A 24,063-nucleotide genomic window follows, 5' to 3' on the forward strand; every position below is an offset into this window, starting at 1 on the left:
CGCAATCACCGCACCGGTGGCCCGTACCCTCATCCGCCCCTGCGGGGCACCTTCTCCCGATGGGAGAAGGAAGCGCTTCCGGCGTGCACATACAGCGACCCATTGCACCTCCCGCCATGGACCCGGCCCCTTCGGCCGCTGCGCTACCGCCAGCGCGCCTATACTCCGCCGCTGCCCTACTTCGCCAAGGCCCGCCGTGCCCGCTTCCGCCCTGCCGCTGCGCGACGCGCGCGACGATTTCCTCGGCCATCCCAAGGGCGTCTACGTGTGTTTCTTCACCGAGATGTGGGAGCGCTTTTCGTTCTACGGCATGAAGGCGCTGCTGTTGCTGTACCTGACCAAGTACCACCTGTTCGGCGACAAGGCTGGCCTGGATCTGCTCGGCGCCTATGGCGGGCTGGTGTACTGCGTACCGGTGTTCGGCGGGCTGCTCGCCGACCGCTGGCTGGGCATGCGCAAGGCGGTGGTGTTCGGCGGCATCCTGCTGGTGCTGGGCCATCTGGGCATGGCCTTCGAGGGCCACGCCGCCAGCCGCGTCGGCGGCCAGGTGCTGCGCGACACCTCGGCGCTGGGCGTGACCTACCTGTCGCTGGCGCTGATCATCATGGGCGTGGGCTTCCTCAAGCCGAACATCTCCAGCATCGTCGGCAAGCTGTACGCAGCCGACGATCCGCGCCGCGATTCGGGGTTCTCGCTGTTCTACGCCGGCATCAACCTGGGCGCGCTGTTCGCCTCGCTGGTATGCGGCTTCCTCGGCGAGGCGTATGGCTGGCGCTACGGCTTCGGCGCCGCCGGCATCGGCATGCTGCTCGGCCTGGGCATGTTCCTGTGGGGGCAGAAGTATCTGCACGGCCACGCCGAGCCGGCGCAGCCGGCGCTGCTGCGCCAGCGCGTGGCCGGGCTGCCCCGCGAGTGGGCGATCTACCTGGGCGCGGTGCTGGCGGTGCTCCCGGTCGCGGGACTGATGTGGGCCGCGGCCAACGGCGCCTTCAGCCTCGGCGGCGAGATCTCGCTGGCGTTGATGCTGATGCTGGTGGTGCTCGGCGGCGTGCTGCTGTGGTTCGCCTGGTTCACCGGCACGCAGTGCACGTCGGTGCAGCGCCAGCAGATGATCGCGCTGATGCTGCTGATCGCGATGGCGCTGGTGTACTTCACCCTGTACGAGCAGAGCTACGGCTCCTGGGTCACCTTCACCGACCGCCTGCTGACCAAGGACATCGTGCCGGCGCTGGTGGTCCGCGACGGCACGCCGCTGCCGTGGTCGATCGCCTCGCTGCTGCTGGCGCCGCTGGGCTTCGTCGCCGCGGCGTGGCTGTCCGACCGCGATCCGGCATCGCGCGCGCCGCGCGTGCTGTTCGTCGCGGTAAGCGTGGCGATGCTGCTGTTCCTGGTGCGCGACTGCCTGGTGCTGCCGCAGACCGCCGGTTCGCTGACCTACCTGGGCGCGCTGTTCCTGGTGCTGCTGGCGCCGCTGTTCGCCGCGCTGTGGGCGTGGCTGGGGCGGCGCGGCGCCGATCCGTCGAAGCCGGCCAAGTCGGCGCTGGGGCTGCTGCTGGCCGGCCTGTCGTTCGTGCCGTTGGCGCTGGCCGCGCAACAGGTCGGCGCCAGCGGGCAGATGGCCAGCGTGTGGTGGCTGGTGCTGGCGTACTTCGTGCTGGAGGCAGGCGAGATGTGCCTGTCGCCGGTCGGCCTGTCGGCGGTGACGCAGCTGGCGCCGCCGCGCGTGGTCAGCCTGATGATGGGCACCTGGTTCCTGGCCACCGCGTTCTCCGAAGCGCTGGCGGCGCTGTTCGGCAAGCTCGCCGCGATCGAGGTGCCGGAGGGACAGACGATGGACGTCGCCGACGCGGCGGCCAGCTATGCGCAGTTGTTCTGGCTGATGACCGGGATCGGGCTGGGCTGCGCGGTGCTGGCGTTCCTCGCCGCGCCGCTGCTGCGGCGGATGATGCACGGCGTGCACTGAGCGCGGCGCGGCCGCGGCGAGTGCATTCACGCGATGCATGCATCGGCGGCCACGCGGAATTGATATCGCGGTTCCTACGCTCGGGGTCCTTTGGTTCGCGACGTTGCCGCAATGGCATCTTCTTCTTCCCAAGCCCCCGCCCAGGCCGAAGTGCCGCAAGACACCCAGTCCCCGCCGTCGCGCCCGCCCGGACGCGGCCTGCTGCGCACGCTGGCCTCGGGCATCATCACCGGCGCCGCCGACGACGACCCGTCCGCGATCGGCACCTATGCCAGCGCCGGCGCACGCTTCGGCTTCGCGTTCCTGTGGGTGGCGCCGGTATTGCTGCCGATGATGTACCTGGTGGTGTACCTGTCGGCGAAGCTGGGCCAGGTCTACGGCAAGGGCCTGTTCGCTATCATCCGCGACCGCTATCCGCGCTGGATCCTGTACCCGGCGGTGGCTGGCGCGTTCGTCGGCAACGTGATCGAGGCGGCGGCCAACCTGGGCGGCATCGGCGCCGCGTTGAACCTGCTGGTGCCGGTCCCGGTGCCGGTGATCGTCGTGGTCGCCGCGGTGACGATCTTCGCGCTGCAGTTCTTCGGCTCCTACGAACTGCTCAAGCGGATCTTCAAGTGGCTGGCGCTGGCGCTGTTCGCCTACATCGGCGCGGCGCTGCTGGCCAAGCCGGATCCGTGGCAGGTGCTGCGCGGCACCTTCGTGCCGAAGATCGAGTTCAGCAAGGAGTACCTGTCGATGATCGTCGCCTGCATCGGCACGTCGCTGTCGGCGTACATCTTCACCTGGCAATCCAACCAGGAAGTGGAGGACCAGATCGCCGCCGGGCGCACGACCGTGGCCCAGCGCAAGGGCGCCAGCGCCGCCGAGCTGCGCCGCACCCGCCGCGACGTGGTCGCCGGCATGCTGTTCTCCAACATCATCCTGTACTTCATCATCCTGTCCACCGCCTCGACCCTGCACAGCTCCGGGCAGACCGAGATCGACAGCGCCGCGCAGGCCGCCGCGGCGCTGGAGCCGATCGCCGGCAATGCGGCCAAGTGGCTGTTCGCGCTGGGCGTGGTCGGCGTGGGTTTCCTGGCGGTGCCGGTCATGACCACCGGCGCGGCCTACGACCTGGTCCAGGGCGCGGGCCTGAAGGGCAGCCTGCACGCGCGTCCCGGCCAGGCCAAGGTGTTCTACGCCACCATCGCGCTGGTGACGGCGGTGGCGGTGGCGCTGAACTTCCTCGGCTTCAACCCGATGAAGGCGCTGGTGTGGTCGGGCATCGTGCAGGGCTTCTCGGTGCCGCCGCTGCTGTTGCTGATGATGCTGATGGCCAACGACCGCAAGGTGGTGGGCGCGCGCACCAACAGCCGCTTCACCAATGTGCTCGGCTGGATCACGGTGGCGGCGACCTTCGCCGCGACAGGCTGCCTGGTGTTCACGATGCTGCTGTAGCTGCGCAAAAGCTGCGCAACTGAAAAACTTTCGCTGCGCGCCGCGGCGCGGCCGCCATGCAAGCGCGGCATGGCGCACGTTGCGGCGCGAGCGACCGGTTGTAGATGCTGGCATGTTTTCTGCAACGCTTGGACACCGCTTTCGTGGCTGTGATGGCGATGATCCGTAGCTTCCTTCAAGTGCGCGTGCCGGCGTGGCCGATCCAGGATCCGGCCGCGGCAGGCAGGACCAGCGAAATCTCCCTGGGCGGCCAGGCGCAGATCCTGGTGTTCTGGGGCGGCGACGTGCGCAACGAACGCGCGCTGTTCGGGCGCCGCGACGGCGCGCCCGGCGAGGTGATCGCCAGCGAGCATCGCGATCTTGGAATTCGCGGCGCGCAGGCGGCGGTATGGGAAACCCAGCGTTGCCTGGTGCCGATGACCGGGTTCAGCGTCGGCGAGGGCGCGCATGCCGGCAGCTGGATCTGCGAGGACCGCGGCCCGTTGTTCGCGGTGGGCGTTCGCAGCGCCATCGCCACGCGCGAAGGTTTCCATCTGTCGTGTTTTTCGCTGCTGACGCAGCCGTGCGCCACGCGCGGCGGGGGACCGCCGGAAGTGCCGGTACTGATCGGCGCCGACGACGTGATCGAGTGGTTCTATCTGGATGGCGAGCAGGCGCTGCAGCGCGTGAAACAGGCCAAATCCAGGCGTTTCCTCAGCGCGCTAGCGGGCCCGCAGACGGGCACGCTCGGGTCCCGCCGCGTGCACTGATTGCACGCCGCGTCGACGGATGCTTGACGGCGCGCGAACGCGATCGCCGCGCTTCAGCATGCTGAGCGGACATCGACATTTTTTTCGCCTCGCGATCACGGCGCATGGGCAACATAGAGGTTCCCATTCTTTCCGGACTCAACGCATGGGCAGGCCATTGCTCGCGATCGTGGAAGGCGACCGGCCCTTCCTCGAGCGCACCGCGGAGTTCGCCGTCAGGCGCGGATTCGCGGTCACCCAACTCAAGTCCCCGGCGCATGCGCGCGCGTGGCTGCAGCAGCACCGCGCCGACCTGCTGCTGCTCGACACCGATGCGCATCACGACGACGCGATGGACCTGGTCAACGGCCTGGTCGGCAAGCCGTGCCCGCGGATCGTGCTGCTGACTGCGGCCGAGCAGATGCCGCAGTGGCGCGGGTTGGCCGCAGAGAGCGTGGATCTGCTGGAAAAGCCGCAGGCGCCGCAGCAGCTGGACGTGCTGCTCGGCGACGTCCTGCGCCGCCTGCCGCAGCAGCGCGGGCATGCCCCGTTCGGCATCGTCGGCGATTGCGCGGCGATCGCCAGGGTGCAACGGGACATCGCCCGCGTGGCGCCGCTGGACATCTCGGTACTGATCACCGGCGAGACCGGCACCGGCAAGGAACTGATGGCCAAGGCGATACACGAGGCGAGCGGGCGCGAGGGACGGCTGGTGGCGGTCAACTGCGGCGCCATCCCGGCCGAACTGCTCGCCAGCCAGCTGTTTGGCCACGAGCGCGGCAGCTTCACCGGCGCCAACCAGCGCCATGCCGGCTACTTCGAACAGGCGCAGGGCGGCACGCTGTTCCTCGACGAAGTGGGCGAGATGCCGCCGGAACTGCAGGTGTACCTGCTGCGCTGCCTGGAGACCCGCGCGATCACCCGCGTGGGCAGCGAGGCGGAGGTGAAGCTGGACGTGCGCATCGTGGCGGCGACGCACCGCGATCTGGTCAGCTCGGAAAGCACGCTGCGCCGCGACCTGTACTACCGCCTGTCGCAATACGTGATCGAACTGCCGCCGTTGCGCGAGCGCGGCGACGACGTGCACCTGATCGCCGATGCGCTGCTGGACGAGCTCAACGAGCGCTACGGCACCCGCAAGCAGATGGACGCGTTCTCGCGCAGCGTGCTCGAGCGGCACAGCTGGCCGGGCAACGTGCGCGAGCTGTCCAGCGCGGTCGCGCGCGCCTACTACCGCGCCGACGGCGACGTGGTCACGGTGGAGCCGCTGGTGGACGCTTCGCCGGCCGCGCATCCGCCGGCCGCGCGCGGCCGCCACGCCGCGTCCGACGAGGAAGTGACGTTCCGCGTCGGCACGCCGCTCAAGCAGGTCGAGGAGGAGATGCTGGCGCGCACGCTGATGGTCAACGGCGGCGACAAGTCGGCCGCCGCGCGCAGCCTCGGCATCAGCGTGCGCACCATCTACAACCTGATGTCGCGCAGCAACCGCAACTGAGAGCGCCTGCCGCTGGAATGTCCGCTGGCGCCGCAGGCGCGCCGCTCAGCCCTGGGTGGCCGCGCGCAGTTCCTCCTCGATCATCTGCGCATAGCCGCGCGGCACCTCCCTGGGGCGGCACAGGTAGGTTTCGTCGGCGATGCGCGCGTCCACCGCAAAGCCCGCGCTGCGCAGCATCGCCTCGACCGCGGCATGGTTGGGCGCCCACCAGTTGGTGGGATCGTCGGCCAGGCGATGCTCGATGAACGCCATCTTCGGCCAGCCGGGCTCGAGCATCAGCGTGCGCTCGACCATGTCGATATCGCGCGGCGCGGCGTACACCTCCTCGCCGGGCATGGTCATGGTCTGCAGTACCAGGCAGCGGCGGGTGATGCGGCGCACGATGTCCAGCGCCAGCAGCGGATGCCGCAGGTGGTAGAGCACGCCCATCAGCCAGACCAGGTCGTACTGCCCGGCCTCGCGCGCCAGGTCGTAGATCTGCATCTGCCGGAACTGGACCTGCCGTTCCAGGCCCAGCTGCGTCGCCGCCCAGCGCGCCTGGCGCAGGTAGTGCGCGTTCACGTCGATGGCGGTGACCTGCGCGCCGCGCTTGGCCAGCTCGAAGCTGTAGTAGCCGGCGTTGCAGCCGATGTCCAGCACGCGCCAGCCGCGCAGGTCGGCGGGAACGTGCGCGGCGATCTGGCGCCACTTGAACGCGGGAAAATCGCCGTAGGGATGGTCCGGCGCGGTCTGCCGCCCTCCCGGCAGGTGCAGGTTGTGGAACCAGGGCGCCAGGGTCTGGATGTCGGCGTCGGCGGTCGCTAGCGGTGCGGCGGAGTTCATGGCGGTGTCTGCCTCGTTCTTGGCCGGAGATGGAGCGGCTGTCAGTCGCGACGCACGAGCTTGAAGAAGCGGCTTTGGCTGCCGTCGCTGGTCTTGTCCTGGTACAGGAACGCCAGTTCCTCTTCCTCGAACTTGTCGAAGAACTCTTCCCAGGTGATCTCCTCCAGCGAGGCGTCGTCGCGGAACAGGATGCGCAGGATGCCGGCGTCCTCGTCGCCCTCGGTGCCGCGCACGTTGGCCGGCCGTCCGCCGCGCGCTTCGGCCCAGCGGCGGATCTCGTCGTGGTCGGTGGTGGTCTTGGCGTCGTGGTTGCTCATGCTGCGTACTCCCGTGGTTGAGAAGACCTGGCGGGGCGCGCGGCCAGGTCCAGGTAGTGCCGGAGCGCCTGCGCCCGGTGCGCGGCGGTGTGCTCGGCCAGCACCCGGCGCCGCGCGCCCTGCCCGATCGCCTGGCGCTGCGCCTCGGGCATGTCGCGCAGCCAGCCGACCACCTGCTCGGCGCTGCGCGCGATCAGGATCTCCTTGCCCGGCTCGAACAATTCCTCCAGGCCGTCCCACGCGTCGGAGATGATCGGGGTGGCGCAGGCGGCCGCCTCGAACAGCCTCACGCTCGGCGACCAGCCCGCGGCGACCATGTCGGCGCGGGTGACGTTGAGCGTGAAGCGCTGCCGGTTGTAGAAGTCGCGGTGCCGCGCCGGCGGCAGGTGCTCGATGCGCTCCACGTTGCCCGGCCACTCGATCGTCGGCGGGTACATCGGGCCGGCGACGACGAAGCGCCCGTCGCGCCAGTCGCGCGCCGGCTGCAGCAGCAGGCGCTCGAGCACCGGCTGGCGGTCGTCGCTGTAGGTGCCCATGTAGCCCAGGTCGTGCTGCGCCGGCTGCGCCTGCGGGTAGTAGCGCGCCGGGTCGAACGCGCAGTACAGCGGCAGCGCGCGCGGCGCGCCGTAGCGCTGTTCCAGGCGCTGCAGGGTCGGGCCGCCGGTGAACGACAGGTACAGGTCGTAGCGCGGAATCAGCGCCGGCGACAGGTACTCGCAGCGGCCCCGCTCCAGCGCCGCCAGGGTCACCGGGGTGTCGATATCGTAGAAGGCGACGACGCCGCGCGCGGTGCGCTGCGCCCAGGCGCCGACCGCGATGCCGTCCGGCACGTAGGAACCCACGATCACTAGGTCCGCCGCGGCCACCGCGTCGGCGTAGCGGTCGTGCAGCTCGTCCAGGCTGGCGTACAGCGCCGGTTCGCACGGCAGCTCGTGCGCCGCGTCCTGGTTGTCGGCGTACCACGGCACGTCGCGCTCCAGGAACAGCACGCGGTCGCCCTGGGCCTGCAGCGCGTCGACCAGCGCACGGAACGTGGTGGCATGGCCGTTGCCCCACGACGAACGCAGGCTCAGGCCGAGGATGACGATGTCGCGCGCGCCCATCACGCCGCCTCGCGCTGGCGAGCGCCGAGCAGCGCTTCCACTTCCACGGCGCGCCGCGCATAGGTGTGGTCGCGCAGCAGCCGCAGCCGCGCGCGCTCGCCGATGCGCCGCGCCTGCTCGGCATCGATGCGCTGCAGGTGCGCGACGACCTCGTCGCTGTCGTGCGCCACCAGCACCTCGCGGCCAGGCTCGAGGAAGTCCTCGATGCCCTCCCACGCGTCCACGATCAGGCAGGCGCCGGCGCCGGCGGCCTCGAACACCCGCGTCGGCGGCGACCAGCCGAACCGCGCCATGCTGTCGCGGTTGACGTTGAGGACCATGCGCACGCTGCAGTTGAACTGGTTGTGGTCGCGGGTGGAGACATGCCCCAGGCGCCGCACGTTGGGCGGTATCGCGGTGTCCCAGCCGCTGCCGCCGAGCAGGAATCCGCACTGCGGCGCGCGCCGCGCCGGCTCCAGGAAGAACTGCTCCACCCGCGCCTCGCGGTCCGGCAGGCGGTTGCCCAGGAATCCCAGGTCGGCGCGGAACGTCGCGTCCGGCGCGACCGGATGGTGCGTGCCCGGGTCCAGCGCGTTGTAGACCGGCACGCAGTCGGCCGCGCCCAGCGCCTGGTACGCGGCGACCACGCGCGGCCCGCCGCCATAGGTGAGGATCAGGTCGTAGCGCGGAATGTGCGCGCGGAACGGATCGGCCGGATCGGCGTGCACCCGCTCCAGCGTCGCCGGCGCGTCCACGTCCCAGAACAGCACCTGGGTGCGCGGCGAACGCAGGTTCAGCACCTCGCGCTCGAGGAATTCGTCGAACACCCCCACCCCGCTCGCCTTGACCACCACGTCGGCGCCGCGCGCCTGCTCCAGCGCGCGCGCCGCGTCGCGCTCGTCGCCGCCCGGGTACACCACCACGCGCGCCCAGTCCGGATCGTCGATGTCGCGGTGCTGCTGGCGCTCGAACGCGTCCGGCTCGTAGAAGGTGATGCGGTGGCCGCGCTGCGCCAGCGCATGCACGATGCCGCGGTAGTAGGTGGCCGCGCCGTTCCAGTACGACGACACCAGGCTGGAACCAAAGAAGGCGATGTGCAGCGGACTAGGCATGGGCGAAGCTCCGGTCGGCGGGAAGGGGCCGGCGCGAGGCCGGCTGCAGTTCGGCGATGATCGCCATCAGTTCGTCGACGCGATGCGCGCAGCTGTGGCGCTCGCGGATGGTGCGCTGGCCGTGTTCGCCGAGCTCGGCGGCCAGGGCCGGATCGTTCAGCACGTCGCGCAGCTGCCGCTGCATGTGCGGCCCGTCCTGCGCGACCAGGTAGTCGCGGCCCGGCGAGAACAGGTGCTCGGCGTCCTCCCACGGCGCGCTGATCAGCGGAATGCCGCAGGCCAGCGCCTCGAACACGCGGATGGTCGGTATGCCGGGCAGCGCGCGCACATAGGGCCGCCGCGGCACGTGCACGGTGACCTGAAAATCGGCGAAGGCCTGCGGCGCCAGGTAGTTCGGCAGCCAGCCGGCGTACTCGATCCCGGCGCGCGCCAATGCCTGCAACGCCGCCGCGGGGTAGCGCACGCCGTGGATGCGCGCGCGCAGCCCCAGCCGCCGCACCGGCTCGATCAGGAACTCGTCCAGCTCCTGGGTGCGTTCCTCGTCGCCCCAGTTGCCGACCCAGATCAGCTCGCCCTCCAGCGCGCGCCGCGGCTGCGGATGGAAGATGCGCAGGTCCGCCGCCTCGTGCCAGGTCCACACGCGCCGGCTCCAGCCCTGGCGCAGGTATTCCTGGCGCACGGTCTCGCCGAACGCCAGCACGCCGTCGTAGCGCGACAGGTCGAACCGCGCCATTTCCTGCGGCGCGCTGACCGAACGGTGGTGGGTATCGTGGAACAGCAGGCTGCAGCCGGGCGGCGCGTGGCGGCCGATGCGCGCGATCAGCGCCGGCTCGTTCCATTCGTGCACCAGGACCACGTCCGCGCCCTCCAGCGCGCGGTCCAGGTCGAGCGTGTCCGGATCGTAGCGATGGCTGCGCAAGGCGGGGAAGCGCCGCTGGAAATCCTCCAGCGGCGCCTGCCCTTCGTTGGCCACCAGTTGCGCGCGGCTCCAGCTGTCGTGCGGCTCGTATACGGTCACCTGGTGCCCGCGCGCCTGCAGTTCGCTGACGATGCCGCGCAGGAAATGCGCATTGCCGTGGTTCCAGTCCGACAGCAGCGAGTGGTAGAACAGGACGAACTTCATGCGTCGACTCCAGAAGTGAGCAAGGGGGCCGGAGCGGCAGCGCGCGGCGTCCGCCGTCCGACCAGGTTCGAGTACAGGCGGCGATAGCCGACCGCCATCGCGCCGGGGGTGTAGCGGGCGGCGCGCGCGTGAGCGCGGGCGGCCATGCGTTCGCGCAACGCGGGGTCGTCGATCAGCCGCTGCAGCGCCGCGGCCAGCGCCGTCCCGTCGTGCGGATCGACGTACAGCGCCGCCTCGCCCCATACCTCGCGCAGGCTGGGGATATCGCCGAGCACCAGCGCGCAGCGTGCCTGCGCCGCCTCCAGCGCCGACAGCCCGAACGGTTCGTAGCGCGCCGGCAGCGCGTAGATGCTGGCGCGCGCCAGCCAGGCGCGCAGCTGCCGGTCCGGCAGCGGCCCCAGCGTCAGCGCCGGGTCCACTGCCGCGCGGCCGCCGTCGGGATGCTCGGCCTGGCCGGCGATGCGCACCGGCCACGGCAGCGTCGGCGCCAGCGCCGCCAGCGCGTGCAGGTTCTTCGCCTCGTCCCACAGCCGGCCGGCGGCGAGGATCAACGGTTCCTTGGGCGCCGGCGCGACCGCCGGCGCGCGGCCGTTGGGCACCACGCTGGCGGGCGCTGCGAACGGATGCTCGGCGCGCAGCGCGGCGAGCATGGCCCGCGTCGGCGCCACCACGTGGTCGGCCGCGGCCAGGCCGGCGGCGACCGCCTGCCGATAGCGGTCCCACGCCGCCGGCGCCGGCGCGCCGTGCACGGCGCGCCACCACGAAGCGACGCACGAGTGCGCCACCATCAGCACCGGCGCATGCCATGCCAGCGGCCCATGCGCGTAGTCGTTGAGGTGCACCACGTCCGCGCGCACCTCGTCGGCCAGCGCCTGCAGCCAGCGCCCGGCGGCGGCGACGTCGTCCCACGGGTCTTCCATCCACAGCAAGCGGTAGCCGCTGGCATGCAGCCGCAGTCCCGGTATCGCCGCGGCGTCCTGCCGCTGTTGCGGCGTGGGCGCCGCGCCCATCGTCGCCAGCACCACTTCGCCGCCGGCCGCGGCCAGTTCGCGGCACAGGGTCATGGCGTACTGCCAGACGCCGCCGACGGTGTCGGCGGTCATCAGCACGCGCAGCGACCGCTCAGCGTCCATAGAGCGCATCCACGGTGCGCGCGACCTGGAGCAGGTGCGCCGCCGACGGATCGTAGCGGTCGTCCTCGCCCAGCCGCTGCGCCCAATGCAGCAGCGCGCGGCCGCCCCACGCGTCCGGCGGCTCGGCCAGGCGCTCGCGGCGCGTGCCGTCGAACCGGTCGACGGTGAAATCGAAGAACGAGCCGCCGACGTTGCGCAGCGCCGCGCCGCCGCCGGTGCCGTAGAGGTTGGCCTCGATCACCGCGTCGCAGCCGGCCGGCAGCCGCCACGAGCACGCCATGCGCACGCTGGCGCCGTTGTCCATGCGCCACTGCGCGGTGGCGTAGTCCTCCACGCTGCGGATCGGCCGCTGCAGGCGCTGGCCCTGCGCATACAGCGCCGCGTCCATGCCGTGGTGGCCGCCGCTGCCGGTGAGCCACATCGCCAGGTCCACCAGGTGGATGCCCAGGTCCATCACGCAACCGCCGCCGGAGCGGGAAAGGTCGTAGAACCATTCCTTGTCCGGGCCATAGGCGTTGTGGAACACCAGGTCGATCGCGAACAGCTCGCCGAGTTCGCCGGCGGCGATCATCTCGCGCAGCCGCGCCATGCCGTTGACGAAGCGGTAGCTGAAATCCACGTCGAGCAGCCGGTCCTGGCGCTGCGCCACGGCAAGCAGCCGCTGCGCCTCCTCGGCGGTGCGGGTCAGCGGTTTCTGGCAGAACACCGCCAGCCCGCGCTCCAGCGCCGCGGCCGCCTGCGCGGCATGCTCGCCGCTCGGGGTGGCGATGACGATGCCGTCCAGGTCCTCGCGCGCCAGCAACGCCTCCAGGCCGCTGGCGCGCTCGGCGCCCGGCGCCTCGTCCAGCGCCAGCCGCAGCGCCTCGTCGCTCGCGTCGGCGATCGCCACCGCCGTGCCCAGTCCGCTGTCCAGCAGCGCGCGCATGCGCGCCCGGCCGATCCAGCCCACGCCCAGGAAGCCCAGCCGCGGTGCGCGCCATTGCGCCTTGGGTTGCGCGTTCATGCCAGCACCATCCCTTTCAGGAAGCCGTCCGGACGCTCGCTCATCGCGGCGAAGGCCTGGTCCAGCTGGTCCAGCGCGTAACGGTGGGTGAGCAGCGGGAACGGGTCCAGGCGCCCGTCGGCGACCGCGTCCACCGCCTCCTGCAGGCCCTGCAGCGCGACCCGCGGATCGCGCTCGTGCGCGTTCACCACGTCCAGGCCGCGCCAGTTCCACTGCTGCATGTCCACCTGGCGCGGCCCGTCCTGGTGGTAGCCGGCGATGATCAGGCGCCCGCCTTCGCTGGCGATCGCGCTGGCGATGTCCAGCGTCACCTGTTCGCCGGCGGCCTCGATGACGCGCAGGCAGCCGGTGCCGCCGGTCATCTCCTGCACCGCGCCGATCGCCGCGTAGCGGTCCTCGGTGCCGAGCGTGGCGCTGGCGCCGCACTGGCGCGCCACGTCCAGCGAGAACTCGCGCCGCGACAGCGCGATCACCTGCGCGCCCAGCCCGGTCGCCAGCTGGGTCAGCAGCGCGCCGATGAAACCGACGCCGACGATCGCCACGGTCTGTCCGGCGCGGATGTCGCTGCGGCGCAGGATGTTCATCGCGCAGGCCAGCGGCTCGCCCGGCAGCGGCTTGCCCGCCAACGACGCCGGCAGGCGTACCAGCGCGCCGGCGTCGGCCACGTCGTAGTCGGCGTAGGCGCGGCCGGACAGCAGCGCCACGCGGTCGCCCGGCCGCCAGTCCTGTACGCCGTCGCCGACCGCGTCGACCTCGCCCCAGCCCTCGTGGCCGGGCGCGCCGGGCGCGAACGGATACTCGAACCACGGGCGCCCGGCCCATACCGGCAGATTGGACGCGCACACGCCGCAGCCTTCCAGGCGCACGCGCACCTCGTGCGCGGCGGGTTGCGGACGCGGCTGGCGCTGCGTGCTGATACGGCCTTGGCCTTCGAATACGGCGGCATGCATGCTGTTCATGCGGCGTGGATCCTCCTTTGCGGGTGGGGAACGGGAACGGCGCGCTCGCGCTGGTCGCGCAGCCAGGCGTGCAGCCGCGCGATGCCGTCGTCGGCCGCGACCTTCGCCGACCAGCCGGTGGCGGCGGAGAACGCGCGCGTGTCGGACACGTAGTAGCGCTGGTCGCCGACGCGCCAGGTGTCGTGGTCGATCGCCAGGCGGTGCCCGACCAGCGACTCGATGCGCTGCAGCACCTCGCGCAGGCTGGCCGCGTTGGCCGGTCCGCCGCCCATGTTGAAGGCGCGCCCGGACAGCGTGGCCATCTGCGCCTGGCAGCGCAGGAACGCCTCGACCAGATCCTCGACGTACAGCAGGTCGCGCACCTGGCGGCCGTCGCCGTACAGGGTGATCGGGCGGTCCTGCAGCGCGCGGATCAGGAAGTGCGCGACCCAGCCCTGGTCCTCGTTGCCGCGCTGGTGCGGGCCGTAGATGCAGCTCATCCGCAGCACCACCGCCTGCAGCCCGAAGCTGCGCGCGTAATCGATCACGTACTGGTCGGCGCCGCCCTTGGAACAGCCGTAGGGGCTATGGAAGTCCAGCGGGCGCGCCTCGCCGATGCCGGTCGCGCGCAGCCCGGCGTCGACCGGCTGGTAGCGCGCGTCGGTGGCTTCCAGCGCCACGTCGTCGAGTGCGCCGTAGACCTTGTTGGTGGAGGTGAACACCAGCGGCGGCGGGCGGCGTGCCTGGCGGATCGCGTCGAGCACGTTGAACGTGCCGCGCAGGTTCACCTCGAAATCGTGCGACGGGTCGTCCAGGCTGGACGTCACCGCCACCTGCGCCGCCAAGTGGAACACCTGCGAGGCCTGCGCCACCGCGTCACGCACCAGGTGCCGGTCGCGCACGTCGCCGACCTCCACCTGCAGCCGCTCCGGATAGCGCTCGCGCAGCCAGGCCAGGTTGTCCTCGACCCCCGGCCGCGACAGGTTGTCGTACACGATGACCCGGCGCCCGCTGTCGAGCAGCCGCGACGCCAGGTTGGTGCCGATGAAACCGGCGCCGCCGGTGATCAGCACCGTCTCGCCCTGCTGCCCGCGGTGCCGGTTGAGCACGCGCACCGTGCCGCCATCCGGCCCGGCCGCCGGCACCTGCCGCTCGGCCTCGGGCGGCGCCGGCCGCGGCGCCCGCGACAGGTTCGCGCCATGGGCATGGTGCAGCGTGGACAGCGAATCGATGCCGTCGAAGCCCTGCCCGGCCCAGATCCGGTACAGCAGCTTGGCCCGCCCCTGGTCGTCGCGCAGGCCGAAATGGTAGTGGCGCTCGTCCTCGTGGAAGCCGTCCTGGTGGCTGATGCTGCCGTGCAGGTCGCGCGCGGCGTACCAGTAGATGCGGTCGGCCGGCGCATCCAGCGTGTCGCGCAGCTGCCGCACCTGCTCGATCTCGTCGTGGCGCCAGGTCGAATAACCGGTCTCGCTCAGCCATATCTGCGGGCCGACGCCATGCGCATCGAGCACGCCGCGGATCTCGCCGATCACCTCGTCCCAGGGACGCTTGCGGAAATCCCAGGTGCCGGGGAAGCCGTGCAGGCCCACCGCGTCGATATGGTCGAGCACGCCGCGCCGCCCCATCAGCGCCAGCCAGTTGGGATCGGTCGGGCACATGCCGCCGAGCAGCGTCTTCTTGCCCAGTTGGTGGGCCCAGTGCGCGGCCTGCCCGATCATCTCGGAAAAGCGCTGCCAGTCGTGGTCCAGGTGCCAGTCCCAATCGTTGAGATTGTTCGGCTCGTTCCACAGCTCGACCCACTCGAAGCCGTCGCCGTAGCGGCCGATCGCCTGGTCGATGAAGTCGGCGAACGCCTTGCTGTCGCGCGGCGGCGAGGCGGTGCGCGGCTCCAGGCCCAACGAGGGCGGCGTATAGCAGAAGCACGGCAGCACCTCGCATTGCGCGCTGAGCGTGGGCATCAGCCAGTCGTACCAGCGCTCGCCTTCGGGCGTGTGCCAGTCGGCCCAGGAAAACTGGGTGCGCAGCCGGCGCACGCCTAGCTCGCGCATGTCGCGCAGCAGCGTGTGCACCGCATCGGTATCGCCGATGCGCAGCCACTCGATCAGGCCGATGTCGGACAAGCGTTCTCTTGCACGATCGCTCATATCTGCAGTCCCCTGCGCGCCAGTTCGGCATGCGCCGCCTCCACGCCATCGAACGCCTGTTGGCTGAGCAGCCAGGCCACCAGTTCCTCCAGGCCGTCGTCCAGCTCCACCCGCGGGCGGTAGCCCATCAGTTCGCCGGCCAGCGAGATGTCGGCGAAGCAGTGGCGGATGTCGCCGACGCGGTACTTGCCGGAGATCTGCGGCGGCAGATCGTCGATGCCCATCGCGTGCGCCATGCGCTCGGCCACCTGGTTGATGCTGATCGAGCGGCCGCTGCCGATGTTCATCACCCGGCCGGCAGTGGCGTCGGTCTCGTACGCCATCCGGCACGCGTGGGCGACATCGGAGACGTGGACGAAATCGCGGCGTTGCTCGCCGTCCTCGAAGATCACCGGCGCCTTGCGGTTCAGCATCCGCGACGCGAAGATCGCCAGCACTCCCGTGTACGGATTGGACAGCGCCTGGCGCGTGCCGTAGATGTTGAAGAAGCGCAGTGCGGTGGTGGGGATCGAATAGGCCTGACCGGTGATCAGGCACAGGCGCTCCTGGTCCAGCTTGGACAGCGCGTACACCGACGAGGGTGCCGACGGCTTGTGCTCGTCGGTGGGCAGCGGCGTGAGCGGCACGCCGTCGTGGGTGGGTTCCCACTGCGCCTGTCGCAGCTGCCGCAGCGGCCGCTCCTGCGGGAACACGCGCCTGCCGTCGGGCGTCTGGTACGCACCCTCGCCGTAGATGCTCATGCTCGAGGCCACCAGCAGCCGCTCCACCGGACGCTCCACCAGCGCCTCCAGCAGCACCGCCGTGCCGAGGTTGTTGGTGCGGGTGTAGTGCTCGATCTGGTACATGCTCTGGCCCACGCCGACCGCCGCGGCCAGGTGGAACACGCCGTCCACACCGTCCAGCGCACCGCGCACCGCCGCCGGGTCGCATACGTCGCCGACCACCAGCTCCACGTCCTCGGCCAGATATCCCGGCCGCCCGGCGCCTTCGCCGTGGACCTGCGCGCACAGGTTGTCCAGTACGCGTACCTGGTAGCCGCTGGCCAGCAATTCGTCGGCCAGATGCGAGCCGACGAAGCCGGCGCCACCGGTGATGAGCACCTTCTTGCCGTTGCGGCCGCGGCCGTTGCCGCTTCTCAATTCATGCACAGTCACGTTGCGCCTCCATCGTGGCGGTGATGTCGCTCAGGTGCGCCTGGAACCAGGCGATGGTGTGGCGCAACCCGTCGTCCAGGCTGACCTGCGGCTCCCAGCCCAGCTCGCCCCGTGCCAGGCCGATGTCGGGGCAGCGCCGGGTCGGGTCGTCCTTCGGCACCGGGCGGCGCACGATGCGCGACGACGAGCCGGTCAGCGCCAGCACCCGCTCGGCCAGCTCGGCCACGGTGATCTCGTGCGGATTGCCCAGGTTCACCGGGCCGGTCCAGCCGCGCGGGCTGGCCATCAGGCGCATGATCCCCTCGACCAGGTCGGAGACGTAGCAGAAGGAACGGGTCTGGCTGCCGTCGCCGTACAGCGTCAGCGGCTCGCCGCGCAGCGCCTGCACGATCAGGTTCGACACCACGCGGCCGTCGTCGGTACGCATCCGCGGGCCGTAGGTGTTGAAGATGCGCCCGACCTTGATGTCGGTACCGTAGAGGCGGTGGTAGTCGAAGAACGCCGCCTCGGCGCAGCGCTTGCCTTCGTCGTAGCATGCGCGCGGGCCGATGGTGCTCACCGCGCCGCGGTAGTCCTCGCGCTGCGGATGCACTTCCGGCTCGCCGTAGATCTCGCTGGTGGAGGCCTGGAAGATGGTCGCGTCGTTGAGCCTGGCGACCTCGAGCATGTTGACCGCCCCGTCCAGGCAGGTCTGCAGCGTCTTCAGCGGACGCGCCTGGTAGTGCACCGGCGATGCGCAGCAGGCCAGGTTGAACACCAGGTCCGCCTGGCCGTGGTACGGCTCGCACACATCGTGCTGCACGAAATGGAAACGCGGTTGTCCGAGCAGCTCGCCCAGGTTGCTCAACGAGCCGGTCACCAGGTTGTCCAGCGCGGTGACATCGTAGCCTTCGGCCAGCAGCCGCTGGCACAGGTGCGCGCCGACGAAACCGGCGCCGCCGGCGACCAAGGCACGGGGTGCCTTCTTTGTTCCACGGGAGGGGGTTGCACCATCCATCATCGACTCCTCTTCGGTGCCAGTCGCATCGCCGGCCTCGAAGCGGTAGCGCAAATTGCATGCCAACTGCCGATCTATGCGCAGGCGCACCGCGAACGCGCCATGGGCGGCCTTGCGCAAGGTAGAAGATGCTTGCAGGGCGCACCCCGGACCGCATGCGCCCGCACATGCGGCGCGCGCGGCGCCGGCGTCATCGACGCGTGAAGCCGTTCCGCGGTCGCACCGCGGCCAGCGAAAATTTTTCCGATGACGAACTTCTTGCAGCCCCTTCGCCGGGCGTCTTCGCAGCGGCGCGGCGGTATGCACCGGCTACGGCGTCTTGGCCGAAGGAGTGGGTGCGAAACGCGCGCGACAAGCGCCGGCGGTACGTTTCTGCCGCCGGCATTGCGCCTTCGGCGGCATCCGGCGGAATGCTTCTATCCGTTGCAGTCCTTGCAGAACCACCGAACCCGATACGTCGCCCTTGCGCGGCTCAGCCCAGGCTCGCAGCCGATCGCTGCAAGCGAGGCATTGCCCGGGAAGCCCGCCGCTCCGCGCGCCCGCACCGCCGTCCGCCATCTACGCCGCGGCGGCGGCACCCCGCGTCATCGCCAAAAGCCGACGCAAGCGGCCGTCGCTCCGGTCGCCGGTACAGCGGCGATCGATGCGGCGCGGCGCGGCAGCGTGTACGGCGGTGCGCTGCCGCCCATCCAGCCCATCCATCCGTGGCCGCTATTTCGCCTGCGCGCCGCCCAGGGAGCGGCTCAGGAACGCCAGCAGCTTCGCGTAGTACTCGCGCTGGTGCGCTTCGGTGTAGAAGCCGTGGCCCTCGGTATCGAAGTACAACGTCTCCACTGGCACGCCCGCCTTGCCCAGCGCCGCGGCCATGCGCCGCGAGTGCTGGATCGGTGCGCGCTCGTCCTCGCCGCCGGCCGCCAGGAACACCGGCACCTTGATCTTGTCGGCCAGGTTCACCGGCGACAGCGCCGCCAGCTTGCCACGCTCGCCGATCCATTCGCGCAGGTAGGTTTCGCCCGAGCCGCGGCGCTGGATGTCGCCGCTGACGAACATCGCCGGCAAGTCGTAGACGCCCACGTAGCCGGCGGCGCAACGGTACAGCGAAGGCTCCTTGGCCGCCCCCATCAGCGCGGCGTACGCGCCGTAACTGGCTCCGTAGATGCAGATGCGCCCGGCGTCGGCGATACCCTGCTGGATCGCCCAGCGCGTGGCATCGGTGACGTCGTCCTGCATCGCCCCGCCCCACTGCTGCGCACCGGCTTCCCGAAACGCGCGGCCATAGTTGCCGGAACCACGGTAATTGACCTGCAGCACCGCATAGCCGGCGGCGGCGAGCATCTGCGCGCCGGTGTCGAACTGCCAGGCGTCGAAGATGCCGAACGGGCCGCCGTGCGGCATCACCACCGTAGCCAGGCCGCGGCCGTCGCTGCCGGGCGGCAGGGTCAGGTAGCCGTGCAGCGTGGTGCCGTCGCGCGCCTGCAGCGCGACCGGCTTCACCTGTCCCATCTTCGCCGGATCGAACCACTGGCGGCGGCTGGTCAGGTGCTCGGCCTTCTTGGCCACGGTGTCGAACACGAAGAAATCGCCCGGATCGTGGCCTGCATCGGCCTGCACCAGCACCAGGCGCCCGTCGCGCGTGCTGGAGGTGATGTACACCGACTTGCCCGGAAACGCCGCTTCCAGGCTGCGATACGTCCTGGCTTGCGGCGACGCGTCGTCGAAGAACAGCGACTTCTGCTTGCCGTCCATCACCATCGCCCCGACCGGGATCGTGGTGCCGTCGCGGTGGATGATCTTCAGCGGATCGGCCACCGTGTCGCGCAGCACCTCGCGGCGCTCGCCGCCGGCCGGGTTCCAGGCCACGATCGCGTCGGGGCCTTTGTCGCTCTCCACCTGCAGGTACGCCAGCGCGTTGTCCGCGGAGAACCCGAGCGGCCGTTCGATGCGGCCGCTGACCCGTTCGTCGTTGACCAGTTTCCATTCGCTGCCGCGCGCATCGCGGTGGTAGAGCTTGTTGACGTTGTCGCTGCCGGCGCCCAGCGCGAAACGCACCTCGCCGTTGCGGTCGGTGGCGAACTGCGCGCGGCGCACTGGCGCCTTGGCCACCGGCGTGCGCCGCCCGGAGTACACGTCCATCTTCTCGGCGCGCGTGTACGGATCCTCGCCGGTCAACGGCCACACCGTGATCACCACCGAACGGTCGTCGCCGGGCAGCTCGTCGGCCAGGAACGCCGCCACCGGCTCGACCTTCTTCGGCTGGATCTTGGTGCCCAGTCCGGCGCCCTGGACCCGGTAGCCGACCAGCAGTTCGGCGCCGCTGCCGTCGGCGTTGGTCGCGTAGAGCTCGCCGCTCGGCTGCGGCGCATCGAGCGTGCCGAACTTCTCGGCGATGCTCATCAACAGGCGCTGGTCGTTGACCCAGACGAAGTCGTCGACGTGGGTGTTCCTGCCCTGCGCGAACGTGGACATCAGCTTGTTGTCGGCGCGCCGCACCACCGCGAGCGCGGTGCGGTCCTCCAACGGCACGGTCGCCGCGTAGTACTCCCCGGTGGGCGAGAGCTTGATCTCGCCGAAGGCGTCCTTCTTGATGAAGGCGGCCACGTCGACCTGCGCGCTGGCCGTGCCTGCCGCCGACAGCAGCAGCAACGTCCATATCCCATGCTTCATCCCATGCGTCATTGCACCACGTCCTTGCTGGCGGATATCGCGGCGATTCTAGCGGCAATCCGGCGCCGCTAGCGAGCGGGCATCCGCGCCGGCGCATGCGCCGCCGCGCCCTCCGGGTCGGCGCAGCCGGACAGGATCAGGCTCCTGGCGCCGTCGATGATGCTTTCGCGCGCGTTGCGGCTGCGCCAGCCCAGCACCTGCGCGGCCTTGCCCGCGGTGTAGTGGCGGCGCTTGCCCAGTTCCGGCACCAGCGATCGCAGGTCGGCGTCGAACAGGGCGCGCACGCGGATTTCCAGGTCCGGCGCCGTACGGGCCGGCAGCTTGGCGGCGTACTGCGGAAAGCGCGCGCGCAGCAGTTGGACGATGTCGCCCATCTGCACGAATTCGCCAGTGCCGAGGAAGCGCTGGCCAGCGGCCTGGGGATGGACCATCGCCCGCACCAGCAGCGCGGCCAGATCGCGCACGTCCACCACGTTGAAGCCGGCCCGCGGCACGCGGCGGATCCGGCCCTGCAACAGCCGCGCGAGGAAATCGACGGAGGCCGGGTAGTCCGCGCCGATCAACGGGCCCAGGACGAAGCCCGGCAGCACCGTGGTCAAGGCCATCGGCGTGCGCGTGCGTTCGATGAACGCCCATGCCTCGCGTTCGGCCAGGATCTGCGCGCGGGTGTCCTGGTCCACGCGGGCGTGGCGCAGATCGGTCCAGCAACGCTCGTCGCCCGGACCTGCGGTATCCGCCGGTGGCGACGCCGCCGACGCCGGCGAGGTCATCACCACGCGGCGCACGCCGGCGTGCTCGGCCGCATGCAGCACGCGCCGCGCACCGTCGCCGGCGGCGCGCACGCGGTCGCTGCGCTCCATCCCGGCCGAGGCGGCGGCATGCACGACGAAGCGACAGCCCTCGCAGGCACGCGTCCAGCCAGCGTCGCTGCCGATGTCGGCAACGTGGACCGAGAGCCGATGGTCGGCACGGATGTGCCGCGCCAGGACCGTGCGCAACTCCGCTTCCCTGCGCGGATCGCACAGCGTGGTCCGCACCCGGTAGCCCTCCGCGAGCAGGGCCAGGATGGTCCACCGCGCCAGATAGCCGGAACCTCCGGTCACCAACGCGACGGCCTCGGTCTTTCCAACGGTCTCGGTCTTTCCATGAGCCATGGCGGATCCTTAGGGAGAAGGCGGGTCAGAACGCGCGACTGACGCTGAGGCTGCCGAACACCGGCGGTTCGCGCTGCCGGTCGAACTCGCGGGTTCTCCGGTACTGGGCGAGGCTGATCCGCCAGCGCCCGCGCAGCAGCACCGCGCCGTAGCCCAGGTCGCCGACCCATGCGCGCGGATCGATGCGCGTGCCGCCTCGCACGGCGCCGCCGCCCAGGGTCAGATCGCGCGCCATCCAGCGTGCATCGACGCCGACGAACAGGTGCCACGCCCATGGGCGCGATGCCCAGCCCGCGTCCTGCACCGCGGCGTGCTCGCCGGCCGGCCGCAGCGGATCGCTGCCGAAATCGTCCGGCAGTCCCCGGCCCCAGCGCCATTCGACGCCGGCATTGGCATAGCGGGCGAAGTTGCCGACACTGCCGCCGGCGTGACCGATGCCGTCCCAGTTCCGGCCCGCGGCCGTGCCGTCCGCGGCAGCCGGCCAGCGGCGCAGGCGCTCGTGCACCAGCTGCAGCACCGGCCTGTCGCGCAGTTGATGGTCCCAGCCGCCGAAGCGTTGCAGGCCGAACGCATCGTGTACCGCGTCCTGCACTTCACGCCCGCGCGCGGATGGGCCGAGCATGCCGATCCGCAGTTGGGTGCTGCGCAGGCGCCGCGCATCGCTGGCGTTGTAGCCCATGGCGAGCATCGCCACCGCCGCATAGGGACGGTCGTCGGCGATCGGATCGCGACGGTCCGCCTCGCTCGGGGTGAAGATGCCCTGACCGATGCTGATGCTCAGCTGCTGCCGCGCGAACGCGCCCGGATGGCGCCGCTCGGCGTGCGCGTTGAGCCAGCGCGCCACGTATCCCCGGCACGGATCCTGCGCCGCGCCGACCAGGTCGGGCAGCACCCAGGTCGCCACCAGCCCGTTGCTGTAGCCTTGGTCCTGCTTCGCCGCGCCGAGAAAGTCGTTGTCCACGCGCAGGCCGAACACCGACGGCTTGTGCGCCGCCGTGCATGGCTGCGCGAGCGCGGGCATCGGCAGCAGGGCCATTGCCGCGGCCACGCACAAACGGCGCGTCGGCGCCCGAAACCGTTCAGAACACATGGACGTAGCCCAGCACGATGCGCGTCTGCACCGTCGCGTCGACCAGCGGACTGCGCCGGACCTGCGTGCCGACCCTGTCCACGCCGAGGTCCAGGAACAGCGAGTCGCGGTGCGCGACGCGGTAGGCTGCGCGCAGGCCGCCCTCGATGTCGACCGTGGCGCCGGGGCGATACGCGACGCGACCGGCGCGCGCCTCATGCGGCCGCACGCCGTAGTAGTAGTCCACATAGCGGCGGTCCAGCCACGCCATGCCCAAGCGCGGCGTCAATTCGAATTTCCCCAGGTCGAAGACGTGCTCGACCGACACGCCGGCGCGGCGCCCGTGGCTGTTGCCGGACGCATCGCCCATCCATTCGATGCGGGTATCGGCATACGCCGTGCGCCAGGTCGCCGCACCGCCCAGCCACAGGCGATCCTTGCGCCGATCCATGCCGGCCAGATAGCGCGAATCGGACGCCTCGTAGCCGTCGTGCGCCAGCCGCGTGGTCAGCGACAGCGCGGCCGGCCCCAGCGACGGCAGGTTCAGGCTCAGCGACGTGCCGTACATGCTCCACCACGTGCTTTCGTAGACCAGCAGCGGGAGCGCGACGTGCTCCGGACGAACCCCGCGATACGGCGTGTGCATCGTCACCACGGCCGCGCCCAGGCCCCAGCGTGCGCCCCTGGCCGGCGCGTCCTGGTCGGGCCGCGCCGCATGCGCCGAGAAGATCGGCCAGGCCACCAGCGCCAACAGCGCGATGGCGCTCAGCGCTGCCCGCCACAGCAGCGCCGCGCCCGGCCCGTGGCGCCGCGGCGCGATGTCCGGCAGATCGTACAAGGCCTGGCGTCCCGGACTGAGGCCATGCGCGAGGCGTGGCGGGACGGATCGACGCGACTGCATGAGGGAATCCCGAGCGGATGAGTGAGGTAACCAGCGCCCGTCCATGGCGTGCAAAAAATGGCCAGCGCGCGCAGCGCTCGCGGCGCAACAGGGCGGCCTGCGGCCGCGTCCGGCAGCGCTCAGTCCAGGCGCGCGAGCAGATCCGTTGCGCCCTTCTGGATCCCCGCCTTCGATGCGCTCAAGCCGCCGACGCTGGCCTTGACGTTCATCGCATTGGGGTACTGCTTGCTCACATAGGCGCTCAGCAGGCGGTTGGTCGACGCGTCGTAGATCTCCACCGCGTAGCTGACCGAACCGATGAGCGCGCCTTCCTTGCCGCGGATGGCCTGCACGATGTTGTAGGGCGCGCCGGCGGCATCGAACTTGGTGAAGGTCCCGGCCACCGGCATGGTCTTCTTCGCGCCGGTCAGCGTCAGCGCGACCCGCAGGCCATGCGGCTGCGGATGATTCGCCACGATGAAGCGGCTCCGCAGCGCCTCGCTGAATTTCGCGCGCATGAACTGCGCCAGTTCCGCCTTGTCCTGTTCGGAGACCTTTTCGTCGAACTGTCGGTCCGGCCCGCGATAGATCGCCACCGGCCCGACGACCACGCTGGTGTAGTCGCGCCAGTCGGCGCCGGCCGAATAGTCGTAGGGCACCCGACCGGACCTGTCGCCGGAACTGGGCTGCAGCTGCGGCGACGATGCGATGCCGGAATAGGCGACCGGGCGCGTGCTCGCGCAGCCGGTCAGGCCGACGCAGGCGAGCAGACCCAGCCGGTACAGCAAGGAGGAACGCTTCATTGGACAAGCCTCGTGAGGGATGGAAGATCTGGCGGCGCGACCGCG

The 24,063-nt window shown here is 70.9% G+C and carries 20 protein-coding genes; 4 read left to right on the forward strand and 16 right to left on the reverse strand.

Translation table 11 applies throughout. The features are described from left to right. Positions 1–196: 196 nt before the first annotated feature. The 4 genes from JR065_RS03685 to JR065_RS03700 all read left to right on the forward strand — a co-directional run bounded on the left by JR065_RS03685 (position 197) and on the right by JR065_RS03700 (position 5,623). The gene (locus tag JR065_RS03685) at positions 197–1,963 is read left to right on the forward strand and encodes an oligopeptide:H+ symporter (protein ID WP_206232226.1); all 1,767 of its coding nucleotides are present in this window, start codon (positions 197–199) and stop codon (positions 1,961–1,963) included. Positions 1,964–2,074: 111 nt separating this feature from the next. Then, complete coding sequence (locus JR065_RS03690) at positions 2,075–3,400, forward strand: Nramp family divalent metal transporter (protein ID WP_206232230.1); 1,326 nt, start codon at positions 2,075–2,077, stop codon at positions 3,398–3,400. 152 nt (positions 3,401–3,552) lie between these two features. Then, complete coding sequence (locus JR065_RS03695; protein ID WP_206232231.1) at positions 3,553–4,149, forward strand: hypothetical protein; 597 nt, start codon at positions 3,553–3,555, stop codon at positions 4,147–4,149. A gap of 145 nt (positions 4,150–4,294) precedes the next feature. After that, positions 4,295–5,623, forward strand: coding sequence for a sigma-54-dependent transcriptional regulator (locus JR065_RS03700; RefSeq protein WP_206232233.1), 1,329 nt, complete (start codon positions 4,295–4,297; stop codon positions 5,621–5,623). Positions 5,624–5,668: 45 nt separating this feature from the next. Here the strand turns inward: JR065_RS03700 and JR065_RS03705 are convergent, their stop codons facing one another. The 16 genes from JR065_RS03705 to JR065_RS03780 all read right to left on the reverse strand — a co-directional run bounded on the left by JR065_RS03705 (position 5,669) and on the right by JR065_RS03780 (position 24,018). Next, positions 5,669–6,445, reverse strand: a complete 777-nt coding sequence (locus tag JR065_RS03705; protein WP_206232234.1) for a TIGR04290 family methyltransferase — start codon at positions 6,443–6,445, stop codon at positions 5,669–5,671. 41 nt (positions 6,446–6,486) lie between these two features. Beyond that, positions 6,487–6,762, reverse strand: a complete 276-nt coding sequence (locus JR065_RS03710) for a hypothetical protein (protein ID WP_206232236.1) — start codon at positions 6,760–6,762, stop codon at positions 6,487–6,489. Further along, on the reverse strand, positions 6,759–7,865 hold the full coding sequence (locus JR065_RS03715) for a CgeB family protein (protein ID WP_206232238.1): 1,107 nt from the start codon (positions 7,863–7,865) through the stop codon (positions 6,759–6,761). Before JR065_RS03715 ends, JR065_RS03710 begins: the two co-directional genes overlap by 4 nt. After that, a complete protein-coding gene (locus tag JR065_RS03720) occupies positions 7,865–8,956 on the reverse strand; it encodes a CgeB family protein (protein ID WP_241093359.1) in 1,092 nt (363 codons plus the stop codon). The genes JR065_RS03715 and JR065_RS03720 overlap by 1 nt, the downstream gene beginning before the upstream one ends. Then, entirely contained in the window at positions 8,949–10,079 is a 1,131-nt protein-coding gene (locus JR065_RS03725) for a CgeB family protein (RefSeq protein WP_206232239.1), read from the reverse strand. Before JR065_RS03725 ends, JR065_RS03720 begins: the two co-directional genes overlap by 8 nt. Further along, positions 10,076–11,212 carry a glycosyltransferase family 4 protein gene (locus JR065_RS03730; protein WP_206232241.1) on the reverse strand — a complete coding sequence of 379 codons (1,137 nt, stop codon included), beginning with the start codon at positions 11,210–11,212 and terminating at the stop codon, positions 10,076–10,078. The genes JR065_RS03725 and JR065_RS03730 overlap by 4 nt, the downstream gene beginning before the upstream one ends. Further along, complete coding sequence (locus JR065_RS03735) at positions 11,202–12,215, reverse strand: Gfo/Idh/MocA family protein (protein ID WP_206232242.1); 1,014 nt, start codon at positions 12,213–12,215, stop codon at positions 11,202–11,204. Before JR065_RS03735 ends, JR065_RS03730 begins: the two co-directional genes overlap by 11 nt. Further along, positions 12,212–13,174: an MDR/zinc-dependent alcohol dehydrogenase-like family protein gene (locus JR065_RS03740; RefSeq protein WP_206232244.1), complete on the reverse strand. Its 963-nt coding sequence runs from the start codon at positions 13,172–13,174 to the stop codon at positions 12,212–12,214. Before JR065_RS03740 ends, JR065_RS03735 begins: the two co-directional genes overlap by 4 nt. Then, on the reverse strand, positions 13,171–15,273 hold the full coding sequence (locus JR065_RS03745) for an NAD-dependent epimerase/dehydratase family protein (protein ID WP_241093360.1): 2,103 nt from the start codon (positions 15,271–15,273) through the stop codon (positions 13,171–13,173). Before JR065_RS03745 ends, JR065_RS03740 begins: the two co-directional genes overlap by 4 nt. Before the next feature lie 20 nt (positions 15,274–15,293). Continuing rightward, positions 15,294–16,451 carry an NAD-dependent epimerase/dehydratase family protein gene (locus JR065_RS03750; RefSeq protein WP_343237242.1) on the reverse strand — a complete coding sequence of 386 codons (1,158 nt, stop codon included), beginning with the start codon at positions 16,449–16,451 and terminating at the stop codon, positions 15,294–15,296. After that, positions 16,438–17,448, reverse strand: a complete 1,011-nt coding sequence (locus tag JR065_RS03755) for a UDP-glucuronic acid decarboxylase family protein (RefSeq protein WP_206232523.1) — start codon at positions 17,446–17,448, stop codon at positions 16,438–16,440. The genes JR065_RS03750 and JR065_RS03755 overlap by 14 nt, the downstream gene beginning before the upstream one ends. A 711-nt stretch (positions 17,449–18,159) precedes the next feature. Then, positions 18,160–20,112, reverse strand: a complete 1,953-nt coding sequence (locus JR065_RS03760) for an alpha/beta hydrolase family protein (protein ID WP_206232247.1) — start codon at positions 20,110–20,112, stop codon at positions 18,160–18,162. Between the two features lie 68 nt (positions 20,113–20,180). Further along, positions 20,181–21,266 (reverse strand): NAD-dependent epimerase/dehydratase family protein, encoded by a 1,086-nt coding sequence (locus JR065_RS03765; protein WP_206232249.1) that lies wholly within the window; start codon positions 21,264–21,266, stop codon positions 20,181–20,183. Positions 21,267–21,291: 25 nt separating this feature from the next. Then, a complete protein-coding gene (locus JR065_RS03770) occupies positions 21,292–22,302 on the reverse strand; it encodes a lipid A deacylase LpxR family protein (RefSeq protein WP_241093361.1) in 1,011 nt (336 codons plus the stop codon). 43 nt (positions 22,303–22,345) lie between these two features. Beyond that, complete coding sequence (locus JR065_RS03775; RefSeq protein ID WP_206232250.1) at positions 22,346–23,173, reverse strand: MipA/OmpV family protein; 828 nt, start codon at positions 23,171–23,173, stop codon at positions 22,346–22,348. A 182-nt stretch (positions 23,174–23,355) separates the two neighbouring features. After that, positions 23,356–24,018, reverse strand: coding sequence for a DUF3313 domain-containing protein (locus JR065_RS03780; protein ID WP_206232252.1), 663 nt, complete (start codon positions 24,016–24,018; stop codon positions 23,356–23,358). Positions 24,019–24,063 lie beyond the last annotated feature (45 nt).

This window comes from Xanthomonas sp. (assembly GCF_017163755.1).
In the GTDB taxonomy this organism is placed as follows: Bacteria; Pseudomonadota; Gammaproteobacteria; order Xanthomonadales; family Xanthomonadaceae; genus Xanthomonas_A.

Coding starts and splice junctions, on each gene's coding strand:
- JR065_RS03770 (WP_241093361.1), bottom strand. CDS start 22,302: ATGGCCCTGCTGCCGATGCCCGCGCTCGCGCAGCCATGCACGGCGGCG.
- JR065_RS03700 (WP_206232233.1), top strand. CDS start 4,295: ATGGGCAGGCCATTGCTCGCGATCGTGGAAGGCGACCGGCCCTTCCTC.
- JR065_RS03725 (WP_206232239.1), bottom strand. CDS start 10,079: ATGAAGTTCGTCCTGTTCTACCACTCGCTGCTGTCGGACTGGAACCAC.
- JR065_RS03720 (WP_241093359.1), bottom strand. CDS start 8,956: ATGCCTAGTCCGCTGCACATCGCCTTCTTTGGTTCCAGCCTGGTGTCG.
- JR065_RS03780 (WP_206232252.1), bottom strand. CDS start 24,018: ATGAAGCGTTCCTCCTTGCTGTACCGGCTGGGTCTGCTCGCCTGCGTC.
- JR065_RS03710 (WP_206232236.1), bottom strand. CDS start 6,762: ATGAGCAACCACGACGCCAAGACCACCACCGACCACGACGAGATCCGC.
- JR065_RS03755 (WP_206232523.1), bottom strand. CDS start 17,448: ATGGATGGTGCAACCCCCTCCCGTGGAACAAAGAAGGCACCCCGTGCC.
- JR065_RS03695 (WP_206232231.1), top strand. CDS start 3,553: ATGGCGATGATCCGTAGCTTCCTTCAAGTGCGCGTGCCGGCGTGGCCG.
- JR065_RS03735 (WP_206232242.1), bottom strand. CDS start 12,215: ATGAACGCGCAACCCAAGGCGCAATGGCGCGCACCGCGGCTGGGCTTC.
- JR065_RS03740 (WP_206232244.1), bottom strand. CDS start 13,174: ATGAACAGCATGCATGCCGCCGTATTCGAAGGCCAAGGCCGTATCAGC.
- JR065_RS03730 (WP_206232241.1), bottom strand. CDS start 11,212: ATGGACGCTGAGCGGTCGCTGCGCGTGCTGATGACCGCCGACACCGTC.
- JR065_RS03715 (WP_206232238.1), bottom strand. CDS start 7,865: ATGGGCGCGCGCGACATCGTCATCCTCGGCCTGAGCCTGCGTTCGTCG.
- JR065_RS03765 (WP_206232249.1), bottom strand. CDS start 21,266: ATGGCTCATGGAAAGACCGAGACCGTTGGAAAGACCGAGGCCGTCGCG.
- JR065_RS03690 (WP_206232230.1), top strand. CDS start 2,075: ATGGCATCTTCTTCTTCCCAAGCCCCCGCCCAGGCCGAAGTGCCGCAA.
- JR065_RS03760 (WP_206232247.1), bottom strand. CDS start 20,112: ATGAAGCATGGGATATGGACGTTGCTGCTGCTGTCGGCGGCAGGCACG.
- JR065_RS03705 (WP_206232234.1), bottom strand. CDS start 6,445: ATGAACTCCGCCGCACCGCTAGCGACCGCCGACGCCGACATCCAGACC.